The sequence below is a fragment of the Staphylococcus sp. GDB9P120P genome (assembly GCF_017893435.1).
Lineage (GTDB): Bacteria > Bacillota > Bacilli > Staphylococcales > Staphylococcaceae > Staphylococcus > Staphylococcus cohnii.
The window spans coordinates 700,341-718,844 of the sequence record NZ_JAESNB010000008.1 but is presented as its reverse complement, the minus strand read 5'-3'; the positions used below and the strand labels follow the sequence as shown (position 1 = coordinate 718,844).

Genomic DNA, 18,504 nt, shown 5'->3' with positions numbered 1-18,504 from the left:
GTGACTTCAATGTTTAAAATAGACAACGTTGAATCAATTAAGAAGTCTATTAGAGTGGACTATGACATAGATGACGATGAAATTATGCACGTCTTTCTACCAAACGCTATAGACAGCGTAAAAACAGCCGTTTCTTTAAATGAAAGTGATGAACCTTTTTTCAAAGACAATCCCACTTTCAATAGATTGGTGTTAATTACTATTGCTCATATGCAGGATAATCGTTCTCTAACTTCAAATGAGCAAATCTTTGATAACCCATCATACCTATCTGGAATACAAACATTAAGAGCTAAATTAGCTAAATGGCGTAGAGATAATATCGAGGTGATAGCCGATGAATCTTAACCAATTAGATTACAGAGTTACGTTTTACGAGAACACTAATGACGGTCCAGAAGCTGGTATGAACGAACGAAACGAATTATATAGTTGTTTTGCTGGGTTGTATGAGCCTACACAAAAAGATGTTCAGTTAGGGAATTTAGAACTTAGCAAAAGGTCAGTCACATTAAATATTAGAGATGCACAACCTCAATTTATACCTAATGTAAATCAAGTATTTGAGATACAGAACGGTATGTACGCAGGGTTGTTTTTTAATGTCAAAAATGTGGCACCTGCTAAGTCACCTAACTACGTCAAAGTCGTAGGTGAAGAACAATGACGGTAACAGTTAAAGGCGATAAAGAAATAATCGCTTATTTAGAAAAGAAATACGGTAAATCTGCTACAAAGCGCATAACAGACTTTGCACTAACTAAAGGTGGACAGAAGGTTGCTCAAATAATCAAAAACAACATGAAGTCGTTTAAAGATACTGGTGAATCTGTTGAAGAAACGACAGTATCAAAGCCTATGACGATAAATGGTGTACGCACAGTGAAAATCCATTGGCGTGGTCCTAAACAGCGTTATAGGATTATCCACTTAAATGAATATGGTCACTTTGACCGTGCTGGTAAGTGGGTTAATACAGCTGGTAAAGGTGTTATTGAAAACGCTATGCGCGAAGGCAGAGAAACGTATTTTAGAACAGTTAAAGAAGAAATAAGAAGGAGGGTGTAACTTATTGGACGACATCACAATGAAGATATACCAAGCGATTATAGATAACAAAGAAATTATGGAACATGTTCCTAAGAACAATATAAAGTTCTTCGATTATCCCAACGCACAAGAAATCAAAGATGTAGTGGTTGTTATAGATCCATTAGATACACCTAAACCTTCTGACTATGGCGATAACGATAATCTTACTTACGAATACTTTTATCAAATAGATGTATTTGTAAAGCAAAAGCAAGGCGTAAACGGACGAGTTCTATCAGATAGGCTCGTTTTTTTATTGCAAAGAATAATGTGGGAAGTATTGGGATTTGGCGAAGCATCTTCCATGAAACCCGAATATATCAAGGAGTTCAATATCTACCGACAAGCTAAACGGTTTGAAGGTAAACAATATTTTAATTTATAGGAGTGTTTTAATATGGCAGAGAAAAACTACCGTTCATTTACAGGTTTAACAGAGTTTTATTACAAAGTTCATGGTGAAGATGTACAACAAGTTACAGACCCAGAACGTATTAAATATTTACAAGAAATTTCAGTATCAAAAGACCAAGACATTGAAAAAGCTTACGGTGATAACCAAGTAGCAGAAATGGCTGTTGCTAACGGTACTATCGAAGTAGAAGCTGGTTTCCACAAACTACCTTTAGAGGACAGAGTGGCTTTATTTGGCTTAGAAAAATCAGAAGAAGGTATTGTATCAGTTGGTAACGATACGCCTCCATATGTAGCAGTTATGTTCGCTAAAACTATGGAAGATGGTTCTCGTGAATATGTAGGATTACCTAAAGGATTATTCACATTCCCTGAAGTTGAAGGTAATACGAAAGAAGATGGCGTTGAATTCAGTTCAGACTCTACTACTGCAGAATTCATGCAAGCACCAGTTAAAGGCTTTGAAGAAGAAAAAGCTATGTTAATGGGTCACGATGCTAAAGGTGCATCTGTTATGAAGGATGCTATTTGGAAAGCTATCTTTGGTGAATCTGCAGAAAGCAGTAATCCAAGTGATGGCACAGCAGAATCAGAATTAGGCGCATAACATACAGGAGGTTTGATTATGGCTAAGAAAAAATATGAAGTTTTACACAAATTCATCGATTTAGAGGATAAGAACAAAGTATATAACGCTGGTGACACTTATCCTAAACCAGCAAACAAAAAAGTACCACACGATCGCATATTAGACCTTACTACAAGCGATAACAAACGTGGCAAGGTATTAATCAAAGAGATAGAAGAATAACTAACACGAGGGCTTAAATGCCCTCTTTTTATTTGCAAATAAAAACCAAAATTAAAGGAGAAATTAAATATGGCTAAACGTAATTTTATTAAATTAACTCAAATCGACAAAAAAGGTAACGCAGTAACTGACACAGAGGGCAACGCAAAATACGACACATTCATTACTCCAACTCAAATTCCATTCCGTAAAATCTATGATGCTGCAGACTTAATGGACGGTGCATCAGAAGAAAATGCTTCCGCACAAGAAAACATCGACCAAATGTTAGATATGGTGGTAGACATCTACAACAACCAATTCACAAAAGACGACTTACTAGACAGATTACATGCACCAGATGCAGTAGAAGAATTACAAGGACAAATTGAATTTATCGCACAAGGACAAATGGATGAAGAAAGAAAAAAGGAACTAGCGAGAATAATTTAAAATCTCTCTCTTATAAAGAACATAAAGAAAACATGAAGAAACTCATGCTGCAAATGATGAAAGATGGGGGCAAGGATATTAACGACATTTTAGATATGCCCTTTGCTTTCTTCATGGAGTTAGTTGACGAAAGTAATAAGAAAAACGTCAAGAAAACGGATAGCATGATTAATGCGTTCATGTGATACATCTCACAAGTAAGGAGGTGGAGTAATGGCAGAAAGAATAAAAGGGTTACAGATTGACCTATCCATGCGTGACATGGGAGTTAGTAAAACACTAGCTGGTATTAAGCGTGAGTTTAGGTCATTGAACTCTAGTTTAAAATTATCTAGTAACAACTTTAAATATGGTGAAAAGAGTGCATCATCTTATAAAGCAAGAATGAATGATCTCGACAAATCTATTAAAGTTGGTACTTCTAATTTAAACGAACTAGAAAAACAATATAAACAAGTAGCACAATCACAAGGTGCAAACAGTGCTAAAGCGGTTAGGTTGCAAACAGAGTATAACAAGCAAGCTAATGCTATTAATGCTATGAAAGACGAATATAGTCGTTTAAATCAGTACTATAGAGAAAACTTTTCTATGGCTGGACGATTAAGTAATTCGTTTAGAAGTATAGGAACTAGCATGCAAGGTGTAGGGCAAAAAGCACAAGATGTAGGAGGCTCTCTAACAAACAGTATTACTAAGCCAGCATTAGTTGCTGGAACTGCGATGGCTGGTATCACAGCTAAGCTAGGTTTCGACAGATTAGTTGGTTTAGATAGTGCAAAGGCTAAACTCGAAGGACTAGGATATTCAACGAAAGAGGTTGGCTCAATCACTGACCAAGTATCGAAAGCTATTGAGGGTGGTATGACCACAATGGCAGAAGGTACTGACGTAGCAGCAGGTGCATTAGCAGCAGGTGTAAAAGAAGGTAAAGAATTAGAGAAATACATCAAGCTTGTTGGTGATGCTGCAGTCGGTAGTAACAGGCCAGTGAGTGAAATGGCTATGATATTCAACCGTGTACAAGGTCAGGGTAAACTTATGACACAAGAACTGAATATGGTTGAAGAAGGTATGCCTGGATTTAGTAATGCTATGGCTAAACATTTAGGCGTTTCATATGATGCGTTTAGAGAAATGGTCACTAATGGTGAAGTTAGTTCGAAAGAGTTCTTAACTGTAATGGACGACTTCGCAGGTGGAATGGCAAATGCTTATTCTAAATCATGGAAAGGTATGATGCAAAACACTAAAGCCTATATTGGACAAATTGGTGAGGCATTTCTTAGTAGCACATTCCAACAGGCTAAGGGTGGACTTCATGAGTTTGAAAAGATGCTCAAATCACCAGGAGCTAAACAATGGGCTGCTGAATCTGGAGAAAAACTAGGAAACGCTTTTGCTGCAATCGGAAACGGGATTAAAAATTTAATTAACTGGTGGAATGGTCTTGATAGTTCTACTCAAAAAGTATTTGGTGGCATTGCTAAATGGTTAGCAATAACTTTAGTAGCAGTTGGCCCATTATTAACTGTTTTTGGAAAGTTAGCAGTTGTTACTGGTGGTATGTTTACAACATTTGGCCAATTAGCTGGTGGAATAGGTAAGGTCGCATTTGCATCAAAAGAAGCAGGAAGCTTGCTAGGTGGATTGAAAGCGGTGTTTCCTAAACTTGGTGCCGCCATCGGATTATTCTCCGGACCAGTTGGATGGATAGTAGCTGGTGTAGTTGCTTTAGGTACTGCGTTTGTCATTGCTTACCAAAAGTCAGAAACATTTAGAAATATTGTAAATGGAGTTTTAGAAGCAATAAAAAATGGATTCATTGTATTATGGAATGTTCTAAAACCAGTACTAGCTGCAATATGGGATATTGTTAAAACTGTTTTCCAACAAATAAATGATGCTGGGAAAGAAATTATAACAATGTTATCCGAACAATTTGGCCCAGCTTTTAGTGATGTTGGAAATGCACTAAAAACATTACAACCCGTTTTCTCAACAGTAATGTATGCAATTAAAGCAATTGTTGATTTTGTGATGCCTGGAATTAAAGCAATGATCAGAAACACATTCGAAGGAATTAAAGGTATAATCACTGGTGCAGTTGACATCATACTAGGTGTCGTTAAGATTTTCGCAGGATTACTTACAGGTAATTTCCAATTGATGTGGTCTGGTGTAAAACAGATATTCAGTGGATTTATAAAAATAATTGTAGGCATATTCAAAGTGTCTTTTGTAGGACAAGTTATAGCTTTTGCCAAAGGCATGTGGGTTAGAACAAAACAAATATTTCTAAATCTTTGGACAGGTACAAAAGCTATTTTTACTGTTTTAGGCACATGGGTAGGCAAAAAATGGCAAGCAATCAAAGACTCTGTAGTTAATAAAGTTAAAGGATTATGGAGTGGTGTTAAAGCAACTTGGAACATTTTAAGAACTGGCACAATTAAAATTATGGCTGCGATAGCTGTATGGATAATCAAAAAATGGTTGTCAATAAGAAATGGTGTTGTAAATAAAGCTAAATCTTTATGGAACGGTGTTAAAAGTGCATGGAATGCTCTTAAAAATGGAACTATAAAAATCATGGCTGCTGTTGCTGTTTGGATAATCAAAAAGTGGCTTTCTATTAAAAATAGCGTCGTTAATAGAGCTAAAGCATTATGGACAGGTGTCAAAAATACATGGAATGCTTTAAAAGGCGGAACAATTAAAATTATTTCTGCCGTAAGCACTTGGCTTTCTAAAAAATGGACTGGTATAAAAAATTCAGTGGTAAATAAAGCCAAAGCCTTGTGGTCTGGTGTGAAAGGCGCTTGGAACAATCTTAAAAAAGGCACAACTAATACATTCAAGGCAGTAGGCAATTTCATGAGTTCCAAATGGAATGGTATTAAATCTGGCACAGTAAATAAAGCTAAAGCCTTGTGGTCTGGTGTGAAAGGCGCTTGGGGTTCTTTATCTAAAGGAACACGTAACACGATGAATTCCGTCGGCGGTTTCATGTCTAAAAAGTGGCAAGGCATCAAGAATAGTACAGTAAATTTAGTTACTGGAATGAAGAACAAAGTAACTGGTGTCATGAACAAAATGGGTGACGCTATCAAGTCGGTTACAGGAAAAATTAAAGGTTTCTTTAAAGGTATGCTTGGTGGAGTAGAAAAAGGATTAAACGGATTAATCAAAGGGGTAAACTGGGTAGGTAAAAAGTTAAATATGGACCCCTTACCTGATGTCAAATTACACACTGGTACAGAATCTACGCATACACAAAACGTTGTAACAAACGGTAAAATAAACCGTGATACATTTGCCACTGTTGGTGATAAAGGACGTGGAAATGGTCCTGGTGGTTTCAGACACGAAGCTATTCGTTATCCGAACGGTAAAATGGCACTTACACCTAATAAAGATACAACAGCGTTCCTACCTAAAGGTTCATCTGTTATGAATGGTATGCAGACGCATTCTATGTTAAGTGGATTGCCTAAATTTGCTAATGGTACTTTATCTAACAAAAAGCCTAAGAAGAAAAAGAAAGGGGATAACTTCTTCGGCGACGTAGCTACTGGTATAAAGGCAGGCACAAAAGTTGCTACTGGTAAAGTTGTAGACAGTGGTAAAGCAGTGGTTAATAAAACACTGGAAACTGCAGCCAAAGGTAAGAAATGGATGGAAGATAAAATTGGCGATGTAATGGACTGGATAGACAAACCAGGTAAATTACTCGACAAAGTTCTTGAAGGTGTAGGATTAGACTTAGACGGCTTTGGAATTAAAAAAGCAGCAGAGCTACCTTATAACATGATGAAAGGTATGTACGGCAAACTTAAAAAAGCTGCTATAGACACATTCACTTCATGGATGGCAGATGCTGCAGAAGGTGACGGAGGATATATAGACCTTTCTAAAGGTATTAACTTCCCGTTCAGTCCACATGGTAGAGCGCCAGGCTATCCTTTTGCAGGACCACATATGGGTGTCGATATTGGATATAGATATGACAAACTATATTCAGTTCTAGCTGGTAAAGCTACTGCTCGTAAAGGTTGGAACGGTGGCTTTGGTAACATGGTTGACATTGTTAAAGGTGCAACGAAAGTTATCTATGGTCACATGAGGAAACACGCATTTAGTGGAAATAAAAATGTAAAACCAGGTGACTATTTAGGTGTATCTGGTAACAGTGGTCGTTCATCAGGACCACACTTACACTTTGAAGTTCAAAAAAATGGAAAGCCAATTGACCCGTTAAAATGGTTAAAAACTAATGATGGCGGCGGTGGCAAAGCTGGTGGTAAATATGGCAGCACAATTAAAAAAGCTTTAGGTATGGCTGGATTGCCACAAACTAGCAAATACATTAAAGCATGGCAAAGTCAAGCTAACACAGAGTCTACATTTAATCCAAAAGCTAAAAACCCTAGTGGTGCGTCTGGATTGGTACAAGTTAAGCCAGGAACGTTCAATCAATATAAATTACCTGGTCATGGCAATATTTGGAATCCGTTAGATAACTTAATAGCAGGTATGCGATATGCAAAAGCTAGATACGGTAAAAGTGGTATGTTGAGCCAAATCGGTCATGGTCTACCATACGCTACAGGAGGTTTAATTAATTCATCCGGATTATATAACTTAGCAGAAGAAGGACATCCAGAATTTGTAATACCTACAGACCCAAGTAGACAATCAGATGCTATGAAACTACTTGCTATTGCTACTCAAAGAATAGAAGGTAATAAGAAAAACAAACGCCCTAATCAAATGCGTACACCTTCTACTAGCAACAATAACGACAATGAAATGATGAATGTTATGGCTAGGCAGTTAGAAGCTACACAAAGACAAGTTGAATTACTAACACAACTTGTAGCTAGTAACCAACGTTTAGAGCAGAAACCTACAGGTGTGAGTGAGCAAGATATGAGTAAGGCGCAAGGTAAACGAGCGCAAATGATGGCATACAACATGGGAGGTGCTTTCTAGTTTGAAAAAAGAAGTAAGGTTATTTAATGATAATTTTGACATTAAGCTAACCGATACACCCAACTTATTATTCTTAGATCACATTGAAGAAGATGTGGAAGTTAAAGCAAACACAACTGAAATTAATGGTACTGATGGAGTACTTATGGGACCGACTACGTTCGGTCCTTTTAATTTAGTTTTAAACTTTTCATTTAAAGGGTTAGATACTAAAGATTTGAAACTGTATAAACAGAAAATAAGAAACATTTTATACCAACGTGAACCATATTATGTGTGGCACAGTGATGCACCTGGTAAAAAATACGCAGTGTATTGTGATAGTAATGATAATGAAAATTTAACTAATTCATTTGCTACTTTTAAAGTAACTTTCGTTGTATTCAAAGGTTATTCAGAATCATTAAAAGACACAAGTCAATTCAGTTTATCTAGCGGAGATTGGCAATTTGAGGCTGGTGTGTTATCTGATAATGAAATCAAATACAAACACACTACGACAAGTTTTAAAATCTATAATGGCTCAACAGATACGATTAATCCATTACTTAGACACAAACTGAAAGTGTTAATCAATCTAAATGCGCCGAAAGGTTTCAAAATAAAAAACACAACAACGGGCGATGTGTTCGAATACAAGAAAGCTATTAAGAGCAATCAACGTTTTACACTAGATGGTGTACATCCGTTCATAAACAACAAACGCGTTGGCATAGATACCAATTGGCAATGGCTCACATTAGATGAAGGTTTCAATAACATAGAAATCATTGGCGAGAATATCAGTAACGTTCAGACACAATGGATATTCCCTTTCATATATAGGTAGGTGAATGAATTGGAAAGTTTAGTTTTGAAAAATAAAAAAGACACATACGGTGAAATATTAACCGATTTTGATTTCGGTTCATTCAAATATGAATATGAAAAGAATAATGAACGTTCTGTTGCTTTCACTATATTTAAGACAACATCTAATTCTGACATTTTTGACGCAATGTTGAATGAAATGTTGATACTTTGGAAAGGTCAGGAATATGTTATTAAATCAACTTCTGTTAAATATGATGGTGCAATTGTATCTAATGATGTGACTGCCAAACATATATTTATGGAGTTTCAAAATCATTACATTCAGAAAGATTTAGAAAATGAAAAAATGAATAGTGAAGAAACGACGGATGAAGAAAGCAAGCCCACAATGACGCTCGAACAATATCTTGATTTTGGCTTTAAAGGTAACAAGCTAGGATTTACCTATGAGATTAAAGGCACATTTAATAAACGTGTTGAAATTGATGAATTAGGTAACAAAAATGGCATGGAATTTCTTACAGAGGGTGCTGAATTATTCAATTATATTTATTTTGCCGACAATAAGAAAATTTACATCTACGATGAAGCAACTTTTTATAAAATGGCAGATATACCGTTAATCTACAAATATAATTCAAGTGAAGTGCAAGCAACAATTACTACAACTGATGTTAAAACTTACATTCAAGGTTATGGCAAGAAGAAAACAAAAGCTGAAACTAAGAACTATAAACCTATGAAACCTAAAGACTTAAGTTACTCAGGAACATTTATTAAGGATGGTACTTGGAGAACCGAAACTGTTGGGGCAAGTTACAATAAAACATTTAACTGTAAATGGGGAAACGAAACACTTGAATGGACATTGAAAAAAATGGCTAAAGGTGGTTTACTCGATATTTATTTAGACAATGAGTTAGTTGGACGATATGAATGTTATAGTAAAACAGCTACAAGCGAGAAGATAGTTGTTGCAAGAAATTTATCAAAAGGTAACCACACATTTAAAGCGGTATACAGAGGAGCCAAACCTGGTATAGACTATAAAAAGTCAAAACCTTGTATGTATGTTGGCACAGAGAAGTCTACAGTTTTAAATATTACTGCGGTATTGAAAGGTGCTGACATTTATCATGCTTATGCTGAATATAAATCGCCAAATATAGACGCTTTTGGTTTTTCAGAAGCGCCGACAGTGTTTGATGATAACGCGTTAGATAAAGAAGAATTATTAAAAAAAATAAAAGACGAACTTAATGACCAACCAACTGTTGAAGTATCAACAAACTATTTAGGTTCTGTCGAAGATAAGCATTATATTGGACATGATGATATTAAAGAAAATAATACTATAAGGTTTATCCATCAACCCTTAGGCTATAACTTAGATTTAAAAGTTGTTAAAATCACTGCTTCACATCCATTAGTAAATGAACCAGTGGAAGTTGATTTCAGCAATTCACCAACAGATATTATAAAAATACAACAGGGTATAAGTAGAAATATTAAAAAAGTAAACAATTTAGTAAGAGGTGGTTCACTAGGTGGAACATCATTTGCTATGCCTGAAAACTATTCGGATATTGTGGGGGTGACATTAACAGATGGCTGAGATTAACCACAGATATTTAAAAGATAATGATAACGAGGTTTATTATCCAGTAACACATATAGATGCTGTACAAGGTTGGAACCAAGAAAACACAGATAATGCATTAACTGATATAAATGACAAGATTAACCAAATGAATACTTTAATCACAGAAGCTAATGGAACGATAGCAAAACAACAAAAAATTATAGAAGAAAATGATAAAGCTATTAAAACATTTGACTTAGCAATGAAGGATACGGTAGGTGATACTGGTTGGGTAGATATTTCAATACCTACAGCTAATAAAAATAATGCTGTTTCAACGGGCTTTAAAAGTGGTGTTAGAGAGGTTAGAGTAGGCAATAGTTTAATGCCAAAGAGATTTCTTGTCCGTTCTATTAGATTAAATGTGTCTAATATTACAGGAAGTAGTATGCAAATAGCTCAAATACCCGCAGGCTTTGTCACTGACAACCAGTCATTCATGGCTAGACAAAATGGTAGCAGGTCTCCAGTAACAGTTGAATGTTTAAAAGATGGTAAGGTCATGGCTTATATCCATCCTGACGACCAATCCAAAACTAATTGGCTCTACCAAGAGTTTACTTGGCTGGAATAAAAAAGGAGTAAGATAAATGAAACTATATATAGACTTCCCTATTGAACTAGGTCAAAAATTTAGATATAAAACAGTAGAAAACTTTAAACGTATCTTAGATAACTATAAGTATCTTAATGAAGATATGAAGTATCATAGAGAAGAAGAAAAACATGCTCACAACTCAAAACAGATTGATTACAAGCTCTCGAATGTTCATGATGAATTAACTTATCAAGATGGACGTATTGAGGGCTTAGTTATTGGTCATAATGGTGACGGTATAGAAGAAATTAAAGATAGTAGAACAGCTTTAGATGGTACTAATCAACCTCTATTATCTAAACGTTTAAAATATGATTTTGAAATCATTAAGAACAAAATGGAAGAAAACTTTAACTACCTTAATAAGAAGATTGAACGTATTGTAAACGTAAATGATTACGGTGCAGATCCAACAGGTGAACAAGATTCTACTGAAGCTTTTAAGCAGGCTGTACGAGGTGGCAACGTTCACGTTCATATGACAGCAGGTACTTACAAAGTTACTGGAATTAAATTACCAAATAACACTGTATTATCAGGTGAAGGTAAAGATATTACTACAATTAAATTTGCAGATGAAACACCTGCTGAGAACATTGTAATTACTAATGAAGATATGTCAGGCAATGCTCACAATATCGGTATCAAAGATTTTACAGTCAACGGCAATAAGTGGAGACAGAACAAGAAGTTCAATGCGGCAGGAGGATCATTATCGTCTAACGTTAGGTTTGCTGGTGTTAAACATGGCTTTGCAAACAACATTAAATCAATTGATGCATTATTACATGGTTTTGATATTACTTATGCCAACGATGATTATTTCTATCAAGGTGATGGAGTAAGAGTTAATGAAGCTTTAGAAAGTAAATATATTCATATCGATAATTGTGAAGCTAGTGGTTTTGGTGATGATGGTATTACTACCCACCATTCAAGATACTTGTTAATCACTAATAATTATTCGCATCATGCTACTGGTGGAGGTAACAATAACGGTTTTGAAATTGACGATGGCTCACAACATGTAATGTTAGATAATAACATGACTGAAATGAACTATGGAGGTATCGAAGTTAAAGCCCATGCTCCTGCATCAGCTCCTAATAACGTTTTAATCAGTAATCATATGAGTATTCACGATTCACGTGCTTATAACTTAAGACATATCGGACATCACAGAGCAGGAGATGCTAAATCTAAAACAGCTCACAGTTTAATGTTGAACAACTGTACAGCAATTGAACCTTATGATAACAAAGTTTATCCAAATACTTCGCCACGTGCTTTAGTAATAGCAGCTTATAGAAATGTACAAATCAACAACTTTAGTGCTATTGGTGATGGTAAATTCGCAGCAAATCAGCCTGTTATCGCCGTACAATTTATGGCAGAAAATGTTATGTTTAATGGTATTAACGTAACTGGTTTTAAAAATGCTTCTACTGATATTAAATTATTTGGTGGTAAAAATAGAGGTAAAAAATTCACTGTCACTAATGCAAATATTTGGAACTCATCTCAAAATATTGGTATAGCTGGTGGTGCAGGATTATATGATATTCGAATTATTAATGCAAATATACAAGGTCAAGGAACCGGTAATGGCATAGAATTATATAATCACACTGCTGAAATAATTGGTTGTCATGCAGATAATTATAAAAATCCAGCAGTAATTGGTGGAAATGAGTATGCCACAGTACCTACTTTCTTAAAAGGTGGTTTTAACGGAGGTACGACTGGTTCTTCTGCTTTAGCTAACCGTTCTGCAATATTTGCTTCTACTGGTGGTTCATTTGCACACAGTGCTCGTTCATGGGTAGCTGGTTCGGGTGCTAATTCACATGCATGGGGTTCACGTAGTGCTGTACTTAACTCACTGGAATCAGAGACTACTAACGGAAATCATACACAGACTATATTAAACTCAAGAGGTATGAAGGTAGATAAAAACTACACTGTAGCAATGGGCTATGGTACAGATGGACCTTCAACTGAAAACACTGGTATAGAGTTTAGACCTATTAGTGGTAACGCATATTTCAAAGGGAAAATAACTTCAGGAAATAGTACAGGTGACTATGCAGAGTATTTTGAATCTCAATCAGGACAAGAAATACCTAACGGATATTTAGTTACACTTGATGGAAGATATGTCCGTAAAGCTAATTCAAATGATACACCTATCGGAGTTATTTCAGGAACAGCAGGGGTTATTCTTGGTGACCAAATGTTCCATCACAAAGAAAAATTCTTAAAAGATGAATTTGGTGTTACGCAAACCGAATGGACCACTAAAAAATGGGAAGATGACGAAGGTAATTGGTACTCAGAAGAAGTAGAACTTCCTATCCCTAACCCTGATTGGAAAGAATCAGATAATAAATATATAGACCGTTCGCAACGTCCTGAATGGAACGTAGTAGGTCTTGTAGGGCAAGTATATACTCGTATTGATTCAACAGTATCAGAGAACGACTATATCAAACCTAATAAAGGTATCGGTACTAAAGATAACGTGAATGGTTTCTATAGAGTACTAGAAATAACTACGCCTTATAATTCTGAAAAAGGTTATGGCGTGGCAGTAGTATTAATCAAATAAGGAGGACAAATAAATGGCTAATGGCATAGATAAAAAAGCCTTATTTAAATTAAAATCTGAACCTTATTTAAAACCTATTTCCGATTTGGGAGTAGGTTTTTATAATTTAGATGAAAACACAGCAATATTAAGATTTCAATTAAGCAATGAAAAAGGACCTTTATTAATTCATGAAAATAACTTAACAGCTTACGCTTACTTTGAATCTAGCAATGGAAGTGCTTCAGATGTAATTGAATTAGAAATAGAAGATTCATTCAATGGTATTGTGACAATCACCTTAGATAAAGAGTTCTTGCAAGCTAGCACATCAACAAAAGTTAAAGGACAAGTTTATATTGGTGTTAATAATGTAGATGGTAATCCTAAATATAATGAAGTAGCTGTATTTAGAGAGTTTAATTTTGAAGTAGCAGATGCATTAATTAACAAGATTTCTTCATTTACTAAGATTGAGTATATTCGTATGTTCGACCAACTTAAAATGCGTATCGAACAGAAAGTAAGAGATATTGAAGAAGCTATAGCTAACGGTGCAGACTATGTAGCAGAAATGGAATCAGTATTACAACAAGGTATCGAAACACTTAATGCTATTGTTGCTGATGGTAAATCAGATATTCAAGCATACATTGCTCAGGCTAAAACTGATTTAACTAAAGTTAAAGATGATGCTACAGAAGATATAACTACTACAGCTAATAATGCTAAATCAAGCTTAGAGGACACAGCAGACACTTCTATTAATAGTATTACAGCTAAAGCAACTGAAGCTACAGAACATGTAGACACTAAAGTTACAGAATTTAATCAGACAGTAACTGACAATGGTTTCTTATCACCTCAAATATTAGATGAAGAGATAGGTAATTTAAATTGGCAGAAGTATAAACTAACAAATGATGACGGAACAAGTTTTATTTTGACTAGTCCTGTGGATTTAGGAGATCCGACATATTTAAGTGGTTTAACTCCCGGTGAATATTATGCAGCAGCTCCAAAAAATTCACCAAATGGAGTAAGTGGTTTCTTAACGGTTCTACAAAGAGGCACTATAAAAATAATTTACTTCCAACCTTATAACCAAGATAGATTGTTTGTTAACAGATATTACAACGAATGGTTTGGTTGGAAAGAAATATCAAACAACCAAACCGACACTGGTTGGGTACCATTTAATTTAATAAACGGTGCTAAAACTAATAGTGCTTATGATTACGGTGGTCCTCGTAATGGTTATGGTTCTGCTTATAGAACTATAAAACGTGGTGAGGTAACAGAAAGACATTTAAGAATAAATGGTTCTAATGTTACACAGGGACAAGTTATAGCACAACTACCTCCTAACTTTTGTAAAAATGTACAAGTAGGATTTATAAGAGCACCGTTAGCTCACAATGGAACTAGTATTATTGTTGAAAATACTGGAGAGGTAAAAGTGTATATTAGTAATAGTGCAGAGTGGAGTAGCGATGATGGTCATTATCTATACGGAGAAATTAGTTGGTTAGACTAGAAGGAGAGTGAAAAATGGATTTCAAACAAGTATTTTTATATGATGGAACACCTTATTTAGCATTTAGAAATGAAGATGGAGAATATGATTATCCTAATGATGAATGGACTGAGGTAGCTCCTCCAGAAGGTATATACAGTCCGTTCTATTTTAATGGTAATGAGTGGGTTGGTGCTACGAAAGAGGAGTATGAGAAAAGTTTACCTGAAAGAGAACCTCATGTTCCTAGTGCTAATGAAATGATGTTGGCCCAAGCACAAATGCAAGTAACCAAGACAGCTAATCAATTAGTAAAGTCTCAAAAAGAACAAGCAGAAACTTTAAAAGAATTAACTAAAAAAGAAAAGCGTATGCAACAGTTAGAAGAACAACAAGCTCAAACTATGCTTGAAATCGCTAAATTGAAAGGGGAATAAATTATGTATCCAGGATTTGATTCAATCAAATATTTTTATGACATTAACTGCTACACAAATGAAGATATTCAAACTTATGTGGAGTTAGACGCATTGACGAAAGAAGAATATAAAAAAATCACAGGTGAAGAATATCCAGAACAACCACAGGCTTAGGCTTGTGGTTTTTATTTTATAAAAAGTGGGTGAACGCATGAATGAACATTTTACAATACGTGACAAACTAGCCACATTATCCTTATTTGGATTAGGCGTGTTTGTAGATGTACGAGGCCTCTACTGGTTTGTAAACCCTGGAAATGTAATCAAAGAGAGCGCTTTTTATCAAGCGTTAAATGACGTTATGCCTATTTGGATTTGGGGTTTGTTACTGCTTGTATTCGGTACTTGTCTGATTCTATCAAGTTTGTTTTTCGGCAAACGATCTGTGAATAATATTTCGGATCACTTTATGTTAATAGGTGGGTTAGGAAGTGCCATCATACACTTCTTAATGTCGTCGGCAGCTGTGTATAACGCCCTTAATTTGCTAACCCCAGCACAAATGATTATCATGACGGCATGGCTCGGATTTGTCGGTTTCTTAGGTGGTTTGGGTATTTATGGACGAAGATAAATATGTGCTAAGACACGAGTGGGAAAAATCAAGAGGCAAGATACACGAACGCATAAACGAAGTAGATAACAAACACACAGAAAACTTTAATAGTTTGTTGAATAAAATAGATAGACAGACATTGCTACAAGAGAAGGCATTCGAATCGCAATCCAGGTCAGAAAAACATTTAGAAAAAATGAGTGAATCATTATCAACGGTAGGAACTAGGGTAACTGATTTAGAATACGAAACAAAAAGTCACGAGAAAGAAATTAAAAGTTTGCAAGGAACTGTAGAAGCAGAAGCAAAAGGAAACAGAGAAGTAATTGGCTACTGGTTAGGATTTGCAGGTGTTGTATTAGTACCACTTATCACTTTGGTAGCAAACATTTTCTTTAAATAAGTCGGCACATATGTGTCGGCTTTTTATTATGGAGGTAAACTATGAATTTTATATTAAGACTTAAAAACAAAGCAACACTCACAGCTATTGTGGGTGCGATTTTACTATTCATTAAGCAAATAACGGAAGCGTTCGGTGTTGACTTATCTGCACAGATTGAACAAGTAAGCGGATTGATAGGTGCAATTATTACGTTTTTAGTTGGGATAGGCGTTGTGACTGATCCTACTACAGTTGGTGTGAAGGACAGTGGCATAACTAAAACTTACACAAAACCGCGTGATGAAAATGAAAATCCAGTTGAGTATCAGAAAGTGGTTAGTGATGAAAAAGTTACACCAGAACGAAAAGAATTAACGCCCGAAGAATTCGACACATCTGAACCATTCACTGATGACACTGACGAAGTGGAATTTGATGTTGCGGATTATGAATATGATGAAGAATTAAAACGTGGTGCTAGTCGTTACCACGATGACGAAGTATTGAAAGTGAGTGATGAAGATGGTCGCTAAATTAACACAAAAGGAAGCAGTTGCTTATGTTAAATCACAAGAAGGAAAAGGGTACGATTTTGATAATTATGCAGGATGGCAATGTTTCGACAGTGTCAACTACTATTGGTATCAACTATTCGGTCACGGTTTAAAAGGAGAAGGTGCAGCAGATATTCCTTTTAAAAATAATTTTACTAATGAAGCTAAAGTTTATCAGAACACACCATCATTTTTACCTAAACCAGGTGACGTTGTTGTTTGGAATAGAAAATATGGTGGTGGTTATGGCCACGTTGCTGTCGTTATTTCTGCCACATTAAACAGCTTTGTTGTAATCGAGCAGAATTGGTTGGGTGGTGGCGCAAGTAAAACTGAAGTAGCTACTAAAAGAACAAAAAGTTACGATAATCCAATGTGGTTTATCAGACCATATTACAAATCAGAGGGTGCAAAATCAGTTTCTGCACAATCTGCTACTAAAACCGCTGCTAAGAAGAAAACAACGGCTAAAAAGAAAATGAAGAAATTAACTTATATTCGAGATGAAGTGAAAGGTTATCGTTTACCTAATCGTGGATATAAGCCGACTTCAATAACGTTACACAATGATGCAGGAAGTGTAGGCGCTACTGCAGAAGCATATCATCGTGGATTAGTTAATGCACCTTTATCACGTTTAGAAGCTGGTGTAGCTCATTCTTATATTAGTGGAAATACAGTATACCAAGCATTACCAGAAGGGCGTATAGCGTGGCATACAGCTAATCAGAACGGTAATAAAAATTCATATGGTATTGAAATATGTCAATCTATTGGTGCAAGTGATAAAGTATTTCTTGCCAATGAGCAGGCAGCGTTCCAAGAAGCTGCGAGATTATTAAACAAGTGGGGATTAAAAGCTAATCGTAATACAGTGAGACTTCATATGGAATTTTCACAAACTAGCTGTCCACATCGATCAATGAAGCTTCACTCTGGTTTTGACCCAGTGACACAAGGCGTACCTTCACAAGCAATTAAACTCAAACTCAAAGACTACTTCATTAAGCAAATTAGAGCTTATCAAGATGGTAAAATACCAACTGCAACTGTTTCTAAAAAAACTAGTTCTGCAAGTAACACTAAATCAACAGTAGCTGGTGCTTGGAAACGTAACAGTCATCGTACTTGGTATATGAGTGAAAAAGCTAGATTTACTAATGGTAATCAACCTATTGTAGCTAGAACAACTGGACCATTTAGAAGTTGTCCATATGCTTATGATTTTCAACCTGGTGGATGGTGTGATTATGACGAAGTAATGTTGCAAGATTCGTTAGTGTGGATAGGGTATACATGGAAAAATAAAAGATACTACCTTCCAATCAGAAATTGGGATGGCACACCTCCGCCACGTCATTCGGTAGGAAAACTATGGGGAACAATTTCATAAAGTGTGGTATAATGTAGATACCACGTAATCATACTAGGGTAAGCACTCATGTGCTTGCCCTATTTTTTTGTGTTATAATGTAAATGCAGCGGTAATGAACCGACTGTATATTCCGAACGGTAATATTTGCTGTTCCGTGTCTAAAATTGAAAGTATGCCTCTCATCATCAGAGAAAGTAGAAATCATATTAAAAAGTAGTTGTAAGCTAACGCTTATTTAAACCTACGCCACCCATA

Annotated in this window: 20 protein-coding genes; all 20 read left to right on the top strand. The window is 35.6% G+C overall.

All coding sequences use genetic code 11. The features are described 5' to 3' along the window. Positions 1-9 precede the first annotated feature (9 nt). The 20 genes from KA856_RS08600 to KA856_RS08510 all read left to right on the top strand — a co-directional run bounded on the left by KA856_RS08600 (position 10) and on the right by KA856_RS08510 (position 18,267). Positions 10-348 carry a head-tail connector protein gene (locus tag KA856_RS08600; protein ID WP_210138608.1) on the top strand — a complete coding sequence of 113 codons (339 nt, stop codon included), beginning with the start codon at positions 10-12 and terminating at the stop codon, positions 346-348. After that, a complete protein-coding gene (locus KA856_RS08595; RefSeq protein ID WP_069794761.1) occupies positions 338-667 on the top strand; it encodes a hypothetical protein in 330 nt (109 codons plus the stop codon). The genes KA856_RS08600 and KA856_RS08595 overlap by 11 nt, the downstream gene beginning before the upstream one ends. Then, on the top strand, positions 664-1,068 hold the full coding sequence (locus KA856_RS08590; protein WP_123144229.1) for an HK97-gp10 family putative phage morphogenesis protein: 405 nt from the start codon (positions 664-666) through the stop codon (positions 1,066-1,068). The genes KA856_RS08595 and KA856_RS08590 overlap by 4 nt, the downstream gene beginning before the upstream one ends. A gap of 4 nt (positions 1,069-1,072) precedes the next feature. Beyond that, positions 1,073-1,477, top strand: coding sequence for a hypothetical protein (locus KA856_RS08585; RefSeq protein ID WP_210138607.1), 405 nt, complete (start codon positions 1,073-1,075; stop codon positions 1,475-1,477). A 12-nt stretch (positions 1,478-1,489) separates the two neighbouring features. Beyond that, a complete protein-coding gene (locus KA856_RS08580; RefSeq protein WP_210138606.1) occupies positions 1,490-2,113 on the top strand; it encodes a major tail protein in 624 nt (207 codons plus the stop codon). 18 nt (positions 2,114-2,131) lie between these two features. Further along, positions 2,132-2,317 (top strand): hypothetical protein, encoded by a 186-nt coding sequence (locus KA856_RS08575; RefSeq protein WP_145438042.1) that lies wholly within the window; start codon positions 2,132-2,134, stop codon positions 2,315-2,317. 69 nt (positions 2,318-2,386) lie between these two features. Continuing rightward, on the top strand, positions 2,387-2,749 hold the full coding sequence (gpG, locus tag KA856_RS08570; RefSeq protein WP_193325565.1) for a phage tail assembly chaperone G: 363 nt from the start codon (positions 2,387-2,389) through the stop codon (positions 2,747-2,749). Between the two features lie 32 nt (positions 2,750-2,781). Next, positions 2,782-2,934 carry a phage tail assembly chaperone GT gene (gene gpGT / locus KA856_RS14145; RefSeq protein ID WP_210123969.1) on the top strand — a complete coding sequence of 51 codons (153 nt, stop codon included), beginning with the start codon at positions 2,782-2,784 and terminating at the stop codon, positions 2,932-2,934. 28 nt (positions 2,935-2,962) lie between these two features. After that, the gene (locus tag KA856_RS08565) at positions 2,963-7,744 is read left to right on the top strand and encodes a tape measure protein (protein WP_210138605.1); all 4,782 of its coding nucleotides are present in this window, start codon (positions 2,963-2,965) and stop codon (positions 7,742-7,744) included. A 1-nt stretch (position 7,745) separates the two neighbouring features. Then, entirely contained in the window at positions 7,746-8,573 is an 828-nt protein-coding gene (locus KA856_RS08560; RefSeq protein ID WP_204174266.1) for a phage tail domain-containing protein, read from the top strand. 9 nt (positions 8,574-8,582) lie between these two features. Beyond that, positions 8,583-10,172, top strand: a complete 1,590-nt coding sequence (locus tag KA856_RS08555) for a prophage endopeptidase tail family protein (protein ID WP_210138604.1) — start codon at positions 8,583-8,585, stop codon at positions 10,170-10,172. Continuing rightward, positions 10,165-10,773: a hypothetical protein gene (locus KA856_RS08550; RefSeq protein WP_210138603.1), complete on the top strand. Its 609-nt coding sequence runs from the start codon at positions 10,165-10,167 to the stop codon at positions 10,771-10,773. Before KA856_RS08555 ends, KA856_RS08550 begins: the two co-directional genes overlap by 8 nt. Positions 10,774-10,789: 16 nt before the next feature. Beyond that, positions 10,790-13,405 (top strand): peptidase G2 autoproteolytic cleavage domain-containing protein, encoded by a 2,616-nt coding sequence (locus KA856_RS08545; protein ID WP_210138602.1) that lies wholly within the window; start codon positions 10,790-10,792, stop codon positions 13,403-13,405. Positions 13,406-13,418: 13 nt separating this feature from the next. Next, the gene (locus KA856_RS08540; RefSeq protein WP_210138601.1) at positions 13,419-14,921 is read left to right on the top strand and encodes a BppU family phage baseplate upper protein; all 1,503 of its coding nucleotides are present in this window, start codon (positions 13,419-13,421) and stop codon (positions 14,919-14,921) included. A 14-nt stretch (positions 14,922-14,935) separates the two neighbouring features. Next, positions 14,936-15,337, top strand: coding sequence for a hypothetical protein (locus KA856_RS08535; protein WP_210138600.1), 402 nt, complete (start codon positions 14,936-14,938; stop codon positions 15,335-15,337). 3 nt (positions 15,338-15,340) lie between these two features. Continuing rightward, positions 15,341-15,493 carry an XkdX family protein gene (locus KA856_RS08530; RefSeq protein ID WP_207021306.1) on the top strand — a complete coding sequence of 51 codons (153 nt, stop codon included), beginning with the start codon at positions 15,341-15,343 and terminating at the stop codon, positions 15,491-15,493. A 37-nt stretch (positions 15,494-15,530) separates the two neighbouring features. After that, positions 15,531-15,953 carry a hypothetical protein gene (locus KA856_RS08525; RefSeq protein ID WP_210138599.1) on the top strand — a complete coding sequence of 141 codons (423 nt, stop codon included), beginning with the start codon at positions 15,531-15,533 and terminating at the stop codon, positions 15,951-15,953. Next, positions 15,940-16,338 carry a hypothetical protein gene (locus KA856_RS08520; protein WP_210138598.1) on the top strand — a complete coding sequence of 133 codons (399 nt, stop codon included), beginning with the start codon at positions 15,940-15,942 and terminating at the stop codon, positions 16,336-16,338. The genes KA856_RS08525 and KA856_RS08520 overlap by 14 nt, the downstream gene beginning before the upstream one ends. A 41-nt stretch (positions 16,339-16,379) precedes the next feature. Continuing rightward, complete coding sequence (locus KA856_RS08515; protein ID WP_210138597.1) at positions 16,380-16,853, top strand: phage holin; 474 nt, start codon at positions 16,380-16,382, stop codon at positions 16,851-16,853. Beyond that, entirely contained in the window at positions 16,843-18,267 is a 1,425-nt protein-coding gene (locus tag KA856_RS08510; protein ID WP_210138596.1) for an SH3 domain-containing protein, read from the top strand. Before KA856_RS08515 ends, KA856_RS08510 begins: the two co-directional genes overlap by 11 nt. Positions 18,268-18,504 lie beyond the last annotated feature (237 nt).

What these genes read in the sequence shown, in the direction of transcription:
- KA856_RS08600 (WP_210138608.1), top strand. Translation starts at nt 10, where the DNA reads ATGTTTAAAATAGACAACGTTGAATCAATTAAGAAGTCTATTAGAGTG.
- KA856_RS08595 (WP_069794761.1), top strand. Translation starts at nt 338, where the DNA reads ATGAATCTTAACCAATTAGATTACAGAGTTACGTTTTACGAGAACACT.
- KA856_RS08590 (WP_123144229.1), top strand. Translation starts at nt 664, where the DNA reads ATGACGGTAACAGTTAAAGGCGATAAAGAAATAATCGCTTATTTAGAA.
- KA856_RS08580 (WP_210138606.1), top strand. Translation starts at nt 1,490, where the DNA reads ATGGCAGAGAAAAACTACCGTTCATTTACAGGTTTAACAGAGTTTTAT.
- KA856_RS08575 (WP_145438042.1), top strand. Translation starts at nt 2,132, where the DNA reads ATGGCTAAGAAAAAATATGAAGTTTTACACAAATTCATCGATTTAGAG.
- gpG (WP_193325565.1), top strand. Translation starts at nt 2,387, where the DNA reads ATGGCTAAACGTAATTTTATTAAATTAACTCAAATCGACAAAAAAGGT.
- gpGT (WP_210123969.1), top strand. Translation starts at nt 2,782, where the DNA reads ATGAAGAAACTCATGCTGCAAATGATGAAAGATGGGGGCAAGGATATT.
- KA856_RS08565 (WP_210138605.1), top strand. Translation starts at nt 2,963, where the DNA reads ATGGCAGAAAGAATAAAAGGGTTACAGATTGACCTATCCATGCGTGAC.
- KA856_RS08550 (WP_210138603.1), top strand. Translation starts at nt 10,165, where the DNA reads ATGGCTGAGATTAACCACAGATATTTAAAAGATAATGATAACGAGGTT.
- KA856_RS08545 (WP_210138602.1), top strand. Translation starts at nt 10,790, where the DNA reads ATGAAACTATATATAGACTTCCCTATTGAACTAGGTCAAAAATTTAGA.
- KA856_RS08540 (WP_210138601.1), top strand. Translation starts at nt 13,419, where the DNA reads ATGGCTAATGGCATAGATAAAAAAGCCTTATTTAAATTAAAATCTGAA.
- KA856_RS08535 (WP_210138600.1), top strand. Translation starts at nt 14,936, where the DNA reads ATGGATTTCAAACAAGTATTTTTATATGATGGAACACCTTATTTAGCA.
- KA856_RS08530 (WP_207021306.1), top strand. Translation starts at nt 15,341, where the DNA reads ATGTATCCAGGATTTGATTCAATCAAATATTTTTATGACATTAACTGC.
- KA856_RS08525 (WP_210138599.1), top strand. Translation starts at nt 15,531, where the DNA reads ATGAATGAACATTTTACAATACGTGACAAACTAGCCACATTATCCTTA.
- KA856_RS08520 (WP_210138598.1), top strand. Translation starts at nt 15,940, where the DNA reads ATGGACGAAGATAAATATGTGCTAAGACACGAGTGGGAAAAATCAAGA.
- KA856_RS08515 (WP_210138597.1), top strand. Translation starts at nt 16,380, where the DNA reads ATGAATTTTATATTAAGACTTAAAAACAAAGCAACACTCACAGCTATT.
- KA856_RS08510 (WP_210138596.1), top strand. Translation starts at nt 16,843, where the DNA reads ATGGTCGCTAAATTAACACAAAAGGAAGCAGTTGCTTATGTTAAATCA.